The following is a 13061-nucleotide window of genomic DNA, read 5'->3' on the forward strand; positions in this document are numbered from 1 at the left end:
TCGGATTCCCATCCCTGGGAAAAAGTGTTCGCCTAGAAGCGGCTGCTCAGGGAGAAATCGAGGGTTGGCGTGGTGGTGTTCATCTCGTCGTTGCTCTTGATCGGCATGCCCAGGGCCAGGTCGTAACCAAAGCGGCTGACATTGCCGCGCAAACCGACAGCTGCGCCGATCACTGGCTGTCGACCTTGCTGCTGGCCGCCCACCGGCGACGCCGCACCGGCATCGAGTGCCGCATACGCCTGGCTGCCACTGAAGGCGGTGATGGACAGCTCATTGCGCAGGGTCCAGCCGGTGGGGCCGGCGAGGGTGGTGTTACCGTCAAAGCCGCGCACGCTGTAGCGGCCGCCGATCTGCATGTATTCGGTCGACGGCACCGGCACCGGCGCATATTGGTAGACCAGCGCGTTGCGATAGCCCAAACGCATTGCGCCCTGGTCAAACGGAATCTCAAACGCCGCCTTGGCAGTGAACAGGTGATAGCGACCGTTCCAGTCCTGTTGCTCATAGAGCGCGCCGGGCGTCTTGCTGAGTCCGGGCAGTGAGCCGCGCACACCAGCCTGCGCCGTCAGCTTGCCAAAGCGCAGGTTGGCGCGGTGGGTCAGGCCAAGTTCATAGCTGGTAATTTGCCGGTGCAATTGCTGCAGTTCGGTGGAGGCTACCCAGGCGCGATCCTCACGATTGACCAGGCGAGCGTTGAGCACACTTTTGCTGCGATTGGAGCGACTCACCACGTAATCGAGCCCGGCATCGACGCGTCGGGTGCGCGAGCTGAACGCAATACTGCGCCCCCCGGGGTCTTTGAATAAGGCTTGCTTGCTGGTCCACTCGCTGGCACCGAACGACAGCAGGGCATAGCCTGCGGGTACGTTCCAGGCCAGGCTTTTAGCCGAAGACCCACGGGTGTGGTTATTGAAGTCGGTGTCGGCGCTGTAGGTCAGTAGCAGTTGGTCGTAAAGCCCCGCCGGAGAGTCGATGGCGACAATCCCGCCGAGTTGGTGGCGGCCAGTAGCGTCGATACCGCCGTTGTCGGCTGTCAGCAGGCCAAACACCCGGCGTGCCTGCGGCGGTTGCTGGACGATCACATCGCTTTCACCCAGTTCTGCGCCCGGAATCAGATTCAACGTCGTCGCGGCTTGGCCTGGCAGGCGGCGCACATTGTCCAGCGCCTGGTCCAGGTCGCGTACGTTCAGCAATTCGCCTTTTCCCACAGGAAACGCCATGCCCGACCAGCCTAACGCCCCCGGTTGCTGATCGATCTTGCCCACGCGCCCGGGGATAAGCTGGACGATCAAGTGCCCGCTGCTCAGGTCTTGCACCGGTATCAACACTTGGGTGGTGATATATCCGCGGGCCATCAGTTGCGCCGCTACCCAGCGACGATAAACCGTCAACCCTTCGCCGCCCACACACTGCCCCAGGATCGCCGGCGCGCGTTCCAGCCAGTCGAAATCATCTGCACCTTTCCATGCCACAGTGCGGATAACGAAACAGGGTGATTCTTCCGGCAGCTTCAGCGCATTGGCGAAGGGCAGGGGCGTTGAGGTCAGTGCATCCGGGGTTCCAAGTGCTTGGGATTGCAAACTTTTCAGTTGGAGATCTTGCTGGCGTTGAGTGCTGGTGACGGTATCGATCGTGCTGGCCGCGCACGCGACCTGAATCGCCGTAAACAGCCATAGCGTCGTTACATACAGGGTGGTCGCGATGCAGGCGTGGAAGCCGAGCGTGCCGGGCGTTGATTTCATCTGCCTATGCTAAGAAGGTCGAGCGCAAGAAAAAATAAGATGAAGCTCGGCGACCCATGGACGTTACTGACAATGGGGCGTCCGCCGTCTTATAGGCTCTGCGATAAATCGTACGAATTGCCTAACGTCCCGAGGGTAACCAAAGGAGGTTATCGTCAGGCATCCGCCGCCAACCTAGACTTCACGCACGTTCTTCACTCGACTATTGAGAGTTAAAACATGCGTTTACGAGACCTAGGCATCACCATTGGCACGGGCACCCCTGGGGCGTTCAACGCCATTACCGACGTGCCCGGCGTGCGCGTCGGCCATCACACCCTCAATGCTGAAAGCGCCGACGGCTCAATGCATACCGGTGTGACCATCATCGAGCCGCGTCCGGTCGCGGCCCATCTGGCGCCGTGTTTTGCAGGCGTTCACGTACTCAACGGCAATGGCGATGCCACCGGCCTTGAGTGGATTCGCGAAGCAGGTTTGCTGACCACGCCCATTGCCTACACCAACACCCATAGCGTTGGCGTGGTGCGTGATGCACTGGTGGCCGCCGAGCGTGAAATGGGCAAGCAGCACGCCTACTGGTGCATGCCGGTGGTGCTGGAAACCTACGATGGCATTTTGAGCGATATCTGGGATCAGCACGTCACTGCCGAGCATGTGCACGCCGCATTGGCGAATGCACGCAGCGGCCTGGTGCAGGAAGGTTGTGTGGGCGGTGGTAACGGGATGATCTGCCATGAGTTCAAGGGCGGGATTGGCACCTCGTCTCGCGTCTTGAGTGCCGCGGAGGGCGGCTGGACCGTGGGCGCATTGGTGCAGGCCAACTACGGCGTACGCAGCGCCTTGCGCGTGGCGGGTTACCCGGTGGGCAGCGTATTGCAGGACACGCCTTCGCCTTATGACGGGCCGGTGAATGTCGGCGTGCCTGGCATGGGTTCCATCGTGATCACCATCGCCACCGACGCGCCCTTGCTGCCTCATCAATGCACGCGCCTGGCACAGCGCGCGAGTATCGGTTTGGCGCGGGTCGGTGGCGGCACCGAGGACGACAGCGGCGACATCTTCATCGCGTTCTCGGTGGGCAATACCGGCTTGCCGGTTGCCAATCTCGGGCAACCCGGCCCGCCGACCACTGCCTTACAGATGGTCAATAACGACTACATCTCCGCGTTGTTTGTGGCCGCTGCGGACGCCGTCGAGGAAGCAATTCTCAACGCCCTGTTGGCCGCCAACGACCTGCAGGGCCGTGGCCGACAAGCGCTGGCGCTCAAGCCTGAGCAACTGCTGGCGGCGATGGCGAAAGTGGGTTGGACGGCTGCCGTTCATTCCTGAGCCTGAAGGAACAACAGGAACAGTTCGGACTGGGATTTGATCCCCAGCTTGTTATACATATGCTTGCGATGCACCTTGACCGTTTCGGCAGAGATCGCCAGCTTGCGGGCGATCTCTTTGTTCGAGCAGCCGCTGAGCATCAGTTGGCCCACTTCCATTTCACGGGCAGACAATGACGCGCTGATATGTTGCGTAGTTGTATGGAGGCGCTCCTGCCAGTCAGGTGCCTGCTCGGGTGCGTCCTTCAAACTCTGTTCGAACGTGCACCGTTGGCGCATCATGCCGGCGACCCAGGGCTGTACCAAGCCCAGCAAAGCGATCTGCTGCTGGCTGAAGCGGCTACTGCTACCTAGCGACAAGCTCAAAGTGCGGCTGGCATCTAGTTGCACGTTGATATGGATCTCGTCAGCGACGACATTCAATCGAAAGTAGCGCTGGTAATACTCTGTCTGCTCGAAGCACTCCGGGGCGACGTCGTCCAATTGGAACAGGCCACTTTGTGGTTGCTCGCGGTTGGCCAGGTAGAACGGGTCCAACAGGTACAGGCCCCTGAGGTAGTCTTGGAAGAGTGAGTCGGTCTCGTTTCCCTCTGCGGCAGACTCGGCAAGCACCTGCGGCCTGCCCGTGCTGAATATCAGCACCACCCAGTTATCCACCGGTACGTAGCGCCCCAGCAAACGCGTCAACGAACGCCAGAAGTCAGGACGGTCCAAGGCTTCGATCAGCTTGCCGACCGCGTCATGCCAAGCTACTTCCTGCAGCGTAAGGTTCATTTCACTGCCCATCGATGCTCCCTTTGACGTTATTGCTTGCCCTTGGTCGTGCGCCACTGGCTGGTGTAACGCGTGCACATCCCATGTAATACAGGTCAGTCTACAGACCGTACTCGCCGTTGTATCAAACGTTATGTGAGTGCCGGTTAATTTTGTAGGATCTATCTGATGCCTTGTTAGGATTCGTCTAGGACCAGGCATGGATTCTTGCGATTGTTGCTGAGGGTGTACTGGGTAAACTTAGCCGACCCTTTTATAGGGTCGACTACAAGTATTAACCTCCTGTACAACCTAAAGGAAATTGATTGTGGCTATCCAAAAAAGGCATATTCTGGCAGCGGCTATCACCGCGTTGATTACAACTTCCGCTTTGGCGGCAGACGGGACTATCAATTTTACTGGTGAAATTACTGCTGCTTCCTGCAAAGCCTCTTCCGGCGCCGGCACCAGTGTCGGTGGAGCCGCCGGTGCGCAGGTAATTGAAGTGCCTATGGGCAAGGTCAGTATTGACTCTCTGAGCACCAAAAATCCTGGGATTGTTTCAGGTACGGCGATTAATATTAATCTTGATTGTGGTAATACCGCTGCTGGGTTGACCACTGTTAAGGTGATGTTCGACCCTAGCTCTGGTTCAGGTGTGGATGGGTCGAATAATAACTTGCTCAAAACCACCGGCGCTGCGAAGGGCGTGGGTATTGGTATCTTTGATAGCAGCAATAACTTGATTAATCTGGCAGGTAACGGCTCTTTTGACGCGCCGTTAGTCAAGGCCGGTACTGATCCAGCCTTCACGTATACCGCTAATTTGAATATGCGTGCCTCTTATGTGGCTAACGGTGTTACTCCGATTGTGCCTGGTCCAGCCAATGGCACGCTGCCATTCACTCTGACTTACCAATAAGTCTTTCATTAGAGAAGCATATTCATGCTTCTCTACTTTATCGCAGGTAACTAAATGAAGAACGCGTACTCCAGGTATTGGCTGGCGGGGATAATATTGCTCTTCAGTGGTATCGCTCAGGCCGGTATTACATTGGGCGGCACGCGGGTTATCTACCCGCAAAAGCTCAAGGAAGCCTCCATCATGGTCAAGAATGACGCCGACAGGGACATCATGATTCAGTCTTGGTTGGAGCCGGATTCAAAAAATACGGATCAGGATGTACCGTTTGCGTTAACCCCTTCGCTGAGTCGCTTGGGCGGCAACAAGCAACAAAGCCTGCGCATTTTTTATGCGGGGAAAGGTTTGCCCTCAGACAAAGAATCGGTGTTCTGGCTCAGCGTGCAGGAGATTCCTCAAAAGTCTGAGGCCAATAACACTTTGCAGATTGCAGTGCGCCAACGGATCAAGCTGTTTTATCGGCCGACGGATTTGTCCGGTACGCCTGAAGAGTCTGTAAAGTTTTTGAAGTGGCAGTTGCTAAGTGAAGGCGGAAAACGCTGGCTGTTGGTCTCCAACAATTCTGTTTATTACGCATCCTTTGGCGCTGTTTCCCTTGAGTATAAGGGGGCTCGTCACCCGGTCAATGCGGAGATGGTAGCGCCCGGTGCGACCGGTAAGTTTTTGGTGGAAGGCGCAGGTGCAATACCTGCTAATGCTCAAATTGTCGTTGAGTTTAATGCCATTAATGATTATGGCGTTCCGGTTAAGAATCTCGCCAATATTTCAAACTGAAGGGCTTTTTAAAAGAAGGCAGGCAGCGCTGCATCTTAAATAAGTCGAGCAGTAACGATTGAGTAATGAGGCAAGACTCTTATGTGGGCATTTTGTTTTGGGAGTTATTCTGGTACCCGTCCGTTTGGTCGTTTTGGCGCCTCTAGTCTAGTGCTGGCAAGTGCTTCCCTGCCACTTGCAGCCCATGCTGTGGAATTCAATGATGCTTTTTTGAACAAGCATGGCGCCACGGCCGAATTGAAGTACTTTGAGCAAGGAAGCACGATCGCCCCTGGTAAGTACAATGTCGATATTTACCTTAATCAATTTTTGATACTGCGTGAGTCCATCAAGTTTGTCGTGCAGGACGGATCGGAGGTCAAGCCGATCATACACCTGGGCCTACTCAAGGCGATTGGGGTGAACACTGCACGGCTTGAACAAGAGGGTGTCATCACTGCGGGCAGTGCCGACGATACCGTGATTGATCTGCCGGCGCTGGTGCCAGGTGCCGATATCGAATTCGATGTAACCGCGCTGGCGTTGCAGATCAGCATGCCTCAAGCTTACATAAAGCGACAGTCCAGTGGTTATGTCGATCCGTCTTTATGGGATAACGGCATCACCGCCCTGTACACCAATTATCAGACTAACTTCAGCCGCAATATCAGCCGTGGTTACAGTAGCGACTACCGCTATATAGGTCTGCGTAACGGCTTCAACCTGGGTGCCTGGCGCTTTCGCAATGAGTCGTCGATCTCCGGGGGCACCGGTATGCGCGACACATTCAACAGCAACCGTACCTATGCCGAGCGTGACGTCGTCAGCCTAAAGAGCAAACTGGCGGGGGGCGAGTTGTACACCCAGGGCGATATCTTCGACAGTGTGCGTTTTCGCGGCGCTCAGTTGACGTCGGAGCTCGGCATGCTGACCGATGATGAAGTCGGTTTCGCACCAGTGGTGCGCGGTATCGCTGAAACCAACGCAACGGTGGAGATCAGCCAGAACAACTACGTGATCTATTCGGCCAGCGTTCCGGCGGGTGCTTTCGAGATCAGCGACATTTACCCCAGCGGCTCCAACGGTGACCTGAGCATCAAGATCATCGAGGCCGATGGGCGCGAGCGTCAATACTCCCAGGCCTACTCCTACCTGCCGGTGATGACACGTCGCGGCAGTACCCGCTACAGCCTGGCCGCCGGCCAATACCAGACTGAAGGGCAGGCGGCGCCCAAGTTTACCCAAGGCACGCTGGTGTATGGCGTGACCGATAACTTCACCGGCTACGGCGGGTTACTCGCTTCCCAGGGTTACAACGCGTTGAACCTGGGCGTCGGGGTTAACTCGCCATGGGGTGGCGTGTCGTTTGACGTAACCAACAGCAACTCCAAGGATGTATCCGGGCGCAAGAACGTGGGCCAGAGTGCGCGCTTTTTGTATTCCAAGACCCTGAGCAGCACCGATACCACCTTCACCATGGTCGGCTATCGCTATTCCACCGAGTCTTTCCGCACGTTCAGCCAACATGTGGATGAACAGGATCGCTTCGCCACCCCTTATTACGGCCGACAAAAAAGCCGTTTTGACATGAACGTCAACCAGTCCCTGGAAGGGCGTGGGTCACTGTTTCTGAGTTTGGGTGAAACCAGTTACTGGAACGGCCAGGGCAGCACGCGGCGTTGGCAGTTCGGCTACAACGGCAGCTATGCCGACACCAGCTACAGCTTTGCCGTGTCCCGTACAGAGGGGCAGGGTGGCAGTCAACGAATCGATAACCAGGTGTCCGCATCCTTAAGTATTCCGTTCGGTGACAATCGTCGCGCGCAGCGGCTGTATACCAGCGCTACTTCATCGTCCCAAGGTGAGACGTCAATTCAAACGGGCCTGTCCGGCAACATCGACGAACAAAATACCTTGAGTTATTCGGTACAGGGCAGCAAAAGCAAAACCAGCGGTGCCTCCGGCAGCGTCGGTATGAATTGGGACACGCCTAACGCAAAAGTCAGTGGCAACTATGGGCAGGGTCGGGATAACAAGCATTTTGACGTCGGGGCGAGTGGATCGGTAGTGGTTCACAGCGGCGGGTTGACGTTGGGGCAACCGGTCGGTGAAACCTTCGCATTGGTTGAAGTACCCGATACCAAGGGCGTCGGCCTCGAAAGTGGGACTGCGGTGCGTACCGATAAAAAAGGCTATGCGGTCGTGCCCTATGCGCAACCCTATCGTTACAACTGGATCAACTTGGATACCAATACCTTTAGTAGCGATATCGAAGTCGCAGAAAGTTCGCAGCGGGTGGTGCCGACGCGTGGCGCTGTGGTTAAACGTCGGTTTGAGGTTGAGTCGGGGCGCAGGTTACAGTTTTCACTACAGTTGAGTAATGGTAAAAAAATTCCGTTTGGTGCTCAAGTTTATGGTGGGAGTGGAAATGTGCTTGGCGTCGTTGATAATACATCAAGGCTCCTTGTTTTCGGCGTGAAGGACAAAGGCGAACTCACTGTTGGTTGGCACGGCGGGCAATGTACTTTTAGTTATAATCTACCGCCTGCAAAAAAAGAGTTTATGTATGAGGCTTTTGATGCTATTTGCATTGGAGATGATAAGTGAATTTGTTTTTTCAGTGCATGTGTTTTGTAGTTTTGTTTCTTTGCAATAATTGCGCGTGGGCTTACGCCAATTGCGAGAGAAAAGATATTAGTGCAGGGCCGGGCGTGAGTCTGAAAGTGCAACAAACGAAGGGGCAGGCTGGGCTGAATATGCTTTCGAGTGTTTGGCATGAAAGAAGCTTCCCTGATTTTTTGATTTGCAGTGAGACTAACCCAAGTTTGAAATTAGATATAGGCCTTATGTTTGCCAAGGCTTCTGTTGGCAAATATTTGTTTGAAGGTAAATCGTATGCGCTGTGGCTTACTAATAATCCCAATATTGCTGTGATTTATGAGCACGCTTTTGCAGGTGAGGCTTATGTGCCTGTATATTTTTATGCTCGAGTTGCCATTCCAGGCAATGGCGGAATAGTGAAAAAAGGTTATAGCTATCGATTTCGTTATGTGTCTCTTAACCGATTGCCAGCTGGTGAGCTAGTAGTGGCAGGTATCAATGGATTTTTTTCGCTAGAAGTTTACGAAGGGGGTACTCCCATGTTTACCGCTGATTCAGCTTTACCCCCAGCTACCATTTCCGTGAACAATACCTCCTGCACGCTAAGTGCGCCATCTGTGGTGCGTCTAAAAAAGATTAATTTGTCGTTGCTCTCGTTAGTTGGAGAAACGGCCGGAACAGTAAATTTCCAGATTGGCGTGACGTGCGCTGCCTCCTATGCACCGTACAAAATTCTTTATGCGTTGGAGGATGTAAATGCTCCGAGCAATACAACTTCGAATCTAATACTAAACTCAGCAGGCAATTCGGCGTCGGGCGTGTCACTGCAAGTGCTTGATGGCGAGACGCCTGTGGTCTTCGGGGCTCAAACTTCGGCTACTACACTCAAAGGAGAGTTGGGGGATATGGGGGTTCAGGGCGGAGCTATTGGTAAACTCTTTGGTGTTCAATATATTCGTACCGGGAAAATGACACCAGGAACAGTAAACGCTGGAGTCACCGTAACCCTCTCTTATGAATAATTTTTAACTGCAGTTGCATTGGCGAAAGTAACCGAGCAGGTCTCAGTCGTGTGGTTGCAGAGCATGGAGGGGGTAACGGCTGTGACGTTCGGGGGCTGCTTCTCAGCGCACGTTAGACGCTATGCCTAAAGGCGCTGGGTCGATCAGTAAGCCCCTAAGCGTGCGCTACATTCGCACGGCCTTGAACGCACACTGAGGGCCGGTGAGCGCGGGAGTAACGATGATGTTGTCTTATGAAGGGGCTGCTTTCATCTGAGTATTATTTGATCTCACTACCCCCTGGGGGGTACCCCTTCGACGTGATGTTCCGCTTCGTTAGCGCCGCCCATACTCTTTAAGAACTTGCTGAACTGCGCGGAAGGATCACTGATGAAGATTGAATTGATGCAGTTAGCCGGCCGCGACGGCAATACGGCGTACAACGTTGCACGTGCTTTGGCGGCCATCGCCAACTGCAGCACAGATACCGACCTGCTGGTATTCCCGGAAACCCATTTGATGGGCTTCGTCGGTGGTGAACAACTGGCCAACGTCGCCGAGCCCCTGGAAGGCCCGATACTGCAAACCGTGCAACAAGCGGTGCGCGAGCGCAATGTGTCGGTTGTTATCGGACTGGTCGAATGTGATGCCGGCGGCTACTACAATACTTCGGTCTTGATCACCCCTGACGGCATTGCTTTGCGCTATCGCAAAACCCATCTGTGGCCCTCCGAGCGCGCCGACATCACGCCGGGCGATCGCTTCGTCACTACGCTGTGGAACGGCGTGCGTGTCGGGCTGCTGATCTGCTACGACATCGAGCTTCCGGAAACGGCGCGGGTACTGGCGCAGTTGGGGGCCGAGTTAATCATCCTTACCAACGGTAACATGGACCCCTACGGCCCGGTGCACCGCACCGCGATCATGGCCAGGGCCCAGGAAAACCAGCTGTTCAGCGTTATGGTCAATCGCGCAGGGCGGGGCGATGAAGGCTTGGTGTTTGCTGGCGGAAGCGCCGTGGTCGACCCGTTTGGTCGCCTGCTGTACGAAGCCGGGCGCGAAGAAACCCGCCATGTGATCAGCCTGGACCTTGCTCAAATCAAGGCGGCTCGCAGGGACTATCACTACCTCAATGATCGTCGGTTGCTGCTGCAAGGCGAGGCTGTGGAGCACCCTGATGGCCGCCGTGAACTGCTGATTCGCTGACAGCGGTTGTACCCTCCAAACAATAATCAACTGGCGCGCAGGTGCCGGCCCAGGAGTTCGTGATGATCGCTATTCGATGCATGCAATGGGGGATGGCTGCCGTGATCAGCGGCGCAATGGCTTGCGTCCAAGCGGCGGAGCCGAAGGTCAATATCTATAACTGGTATGACTTCATCGCGCCCACCACGCTGAAGGACTTCCAGGCGCAGACCGGCATTCAATCGGCCTACGATGTGTTCGACAACAGCGAGGTCATGCAAAGCAAACTCATGGCCGGGCGTAGCGGCTATGACGTGGTAGTCGCTACCGGCGACCTGTTGCCGAACCTGATCAAGGCCGGCGTACTCAAGGAAATGGAACGCTCGCAACTGCCCAACCTGTCCCATCTGGACCCGGACATCCTCGCCAAGGTCAGTAGCAACGACCCCGGCAATCGCTTTGCAGTACCTTATCTGTGGGGCACCACCGGCATCGGCTACGACGTGGCCAAAGTCCACGCGCTGCTAGGCAATGACGCACCGGTGGATTCCTGGGATCTGATTTTCAAGGAGGAAAATCTCGCCAAGCTGGGCGAGTGCGGCGTGGCCATGCTGGATGCGCCCGCTGAAATCATCCCGATTGCCTTGCACTATCTGAGATTGCCCTACAACAGCCAGAACCCGGACGACTACCTGAAGGCCCAGGCACTGCTGTTAAAACTGCGCCCGCATATCCGCTACTTCGACTCCTCGCGCTTTATCACCGATCTGGCCAACGGCGATATCTGCGCCGTCGTCGGCTGGGAGGGTGGCGTGATGGACGCGCGCAAAGCGGCCGATGCAGCCGGCAATGATCGCAGGATTCAGTACAGCATCCCCAAGGAAGGCGCGCCGATCTGGGTGGAAAACCTGGTGCTGCTCAATGATGCGCCGAATCCCCAACAGGGTTTGGCGTTTATCGATTACATGCTTCGCCCGCCGGTGATCGCCGCATCGTCCAACTACCTCAGCTATGCCAATGCCAACAAGGATGCCACGGAGTTGGTGGATGCGAAGGTGCGCGATAATCCGGGGGTTTATCCTTCCAAAGCAGTGCTGGATACGCTGTTTGCGCTGGAGCCGCTGCCCTTGAAACTGGAGCGGGTGCGCACGCGGGTCTGGAGTAAGGTCAAGAGTGGGACCTGATTACGATGACTGGAAGCGTTTCTGTCTGGCCAGCCACCTAGAGCCTAGGGAATGCCCTCCGGTGAGCTGCAAATAGTGTCGTGGTCAGGAAGGTGGGTTGGCCGGACGCTTGCGTGTGATAGTCCAGAAAGCAATCAGTCATAAGTAAAGGTAACGGTGACAGCCGCGTTGGCTTTTCCAGGCGTCGCGATCTTACCGGTCCGTATGTATTGCACGGTCATAGGCTGACTGATGGTACCGCTCCTCAAGTTGCCCATTATGGTATTGGCTGAAGGGGCGAAACTGATGGCGTTAGTCCCATTCAACACTTGTAATGCGATACCCGCCGCTCTGGTGGGCTCATCGGCCAGGCTCAGATAGGAAGAAAGGTTCGAAGGGTTGTACACGTCCGACATGGAATAACTCACTTGAAATGCAGGTGCATCCGTGCTGCATTTCAGGCCCAGTACAAATGCACCGCCGGCGATGCTGGACCCGACTGAAGGCATATCGACCATGCTCACTTGCTTAAGCTTAATATTGGCCGGCGTGGTTAAGGTGCAGGAGGTACCCTTGGCCACGAACGTGAATTTATCAGTGCGCATCGTCCATATACCGTTGTAGACCCCGGGTTTAGTATGGGTAATTTTGCCCGTGATGACGTCCAATGTATTGATGGTGCGCAGGCCTGAGGTCATGCTCTTTTTGGGGCTGTAAAACCTTATTTTGACCGTCGAACGCATTGTAAAGTCGAAGTAGCGGCCGCTGCTGCCGCCGAAGCCTATCTCTCGCACGGTTTCGTAGACGTTGGAACTCAATCCGTGCTCCGCCCCACCATCGACAGAAGAAGTCCCAAAGTAAAATACGTCACTCTCGTTCGTCTGGTAGAGGTTGTAGGACGCGCCATCAAACTCGACGGATGCTCCGGCAGGCACGCCTGTAGCACCCATCGTATTCGTATAGGTGCCTGAGGGCATCTTCGTGCAGATGAGCGACATGGTTGCCGAGTGCCAAACGGACGAGATCATCCCTCCGCTGTCAGTGGGCACATCCGAAATCGACGGCACGATTTTATTGCCGCTCGCCGCGCAGCCCGCCAGGGCACTGGCTGGTAATGCTAGCAGACCGCTAACTACACAGACAGTGGCCATGACCTCCCGATACCTGCGGGTGCGTCTGCGCCAGAGCCCGCTAAGGGCGAACAACGAAAGAGGCAAACAGCGCATCATGCGATATTGACCATTTGTACCTGTATAGCCAATAGCTCAGCCTTCATATTCAATGGGCGCGCAACAAGGCGTATGTCCTTTTTTAGGGCTGGCTTTTCAGCGCTGAACTGTTCAAAGTTCATATATTGCTCTGTCGTCATACGATTTATCTCAATCCGTGATTTTCGGCTTTTGCATTTTACGTTACACCGAAACCGCAGTCTGCATGCCATGAGGCATCAATCATAGCGAATCAGATTCGTCCTTCTCACGTGTGGAAATAACAGATAAAAAGCGCGAATTATCTGATAGGGTTTTGTGAGGACATACTTACTCCTCGCTGAATATATTCTCACGAGGCAAGACGTTTTAGCCGCTACATAGCGGAAGAACGCTTTTACCGGC

General features: G+C 55.2%; 10 protein-coding genes. 7 read left to right on the top strand and 3 right to left on the bottom strand.

Features of this window, described 5'->3' with window-relative positions:
* Positions 1-32 precede the first annotated feature (32 nt).
* On the bottom strand, positions 33-1742 hold the full coding sequence (locus C5F71_RS26235) for a ShlB/FhaC/HecB family hemolysin secretion/activation protein (protein WP_104912368.1): 1710 nt from the start codon (positions 1740-1742) through the stop codon (positions 33-35).
* Between the two features lie 219 nt (positions 1743-1961).
* Between C5F71_RS26235 and C5F71_RS26240 the strand changes: the two genes are divergently transcribed.
* Complete coding sequence (locus C5F71_RS26240; protein WP_104912369.1) at positions 1962-3071, top strand: P1 family peptidase; 1110 nt, start codon at positions 1962-1964, stop codon at positions 3069-3071.
* Here the strand turns inward: C5F71_RS26240 and C5F71_RS26245 are convergent.
* Positions 3062-3844 carry a helix-turn-helix transcriptional regulator gene (locus tag C5F71_RS26245; protein WP_104912669.1) on the bottom strand — a complete coding sequence of 261 codons (783 nt, stop codon included), beginning with the start codon at positions 3842-3844 and terminating at the stop codon, positions 3062-3064. The two genes, C5F71_RS26240 and C5F71_RS26245, sit on opposite strands and share 10 nt — an antisense overlap.
* A 307-nt stretch (positions 3845-4151) precedes the next feature.
* Between C5F71_RS26245 and C5F71_RS26250 the strand changes: the two genes are divergently transcribed.
* The 6 genes from C5F71_RS26250 to C5F71_RS26275 all read left to right on the top strand — a co-directional run bounded on the left by C5F71_RS26250 (position 4152) and on the right by C5F71_RS26275 (position 11469).
* Positions 4152-4745 carry a fimbrial protein gene (locus C5F71_RS26250; protein WP_104912370.1) on the top strand — a complete coding sequence of 198 codons (594 nt, stop codon included), beginning with the start codon at positions 4152-4154 and terminating at the stop codon, positions 4743-4745.
* A gap of 54 nt (positions 4746-4799) precedes the next feature.
* Entirely contained in the window at positions 4800-5519 is a 720-nt protein-coding gene (locus C5F71_RS26255; RefSeq protein WP_104912371.1) for a molecular chaperone, read from the top strand.
* 81 nt (positions 5520-5600) lie between these two features.
* On the top strand, positions 5601-8105 hold the full coding sequence (locus C5F71_RS26260) for a fimbria/pilus outer membrane usher protein (protein WP_104912372.1): 2505 nt from the start codon (positions 5601-5603) through the stop codon (positions 8103-8105).
* Positions 8102-9121: a fimbrial protein gene (locus tag C5F71_RS26265; RefSeq protein WP_104912373.1), complete on the top strand. Its 1020-nt coding sequence runs from the start codon at positions 8102-8104 to the stop codon at positions 9119-9121. The genes C5F71_RS26260 and C5F71_RS26265 overlap by 4 nt, the downstream gene beginning before the upstream one ends.
* Positions 9122-9490: 369 nt before the next feature.
* The gene (locus tag C5F71_RS26270; protein ID WP_104912374.1) at positions 9491-10306 is read left to right on the top strand and encodes a carbon-nitrogen hydrolase family protein; all 816 of its coding nucleotides are present in this window, start codon (positions 9491-9493) and stop codon (positions 10304-10306) included.
* A gap of 62 nt (positions 10307-10368) precedes the next feature.
* Entirely contained in the window at positions 10369-11469 is a 1101-nt protein-coding gene (locus C5F71_RS26275; RefSeq protein ID WP_104912375.1) for a polyamine ABC transporter substrate-binding protein, read from the top strand.
* Between the two features lie 134 nt (positions 11470-11603).
* Here C5F71_RS26275 and C5F71_RS26280 read toward each other — a convergent pair whose 3' ends face one another.
* On the bottom strand, positions 11604-12599 hold the full coding sequence (locus C5F71_RS26280; RefSeq protein ID WP_158682903.1) for a fimbrial protein: 996 nt from the start codon (positions 12597-12599) through the stop codon (positions 11604-11606).
* Positions 12600-13061 lie beyond the last annotated feature (462 nt).

Source organism: Pseudomonas sp. LG1D9 (genome assembly GCF_002949995.1).
GTDB classification, from domain to species: Bacteria; Pseudomonadota; Gammaproteobacteria; order Pseudomonadales; family Pseudomonadaceae; genus Aquipseudomonas; species Aquipseudomonas proteolytica.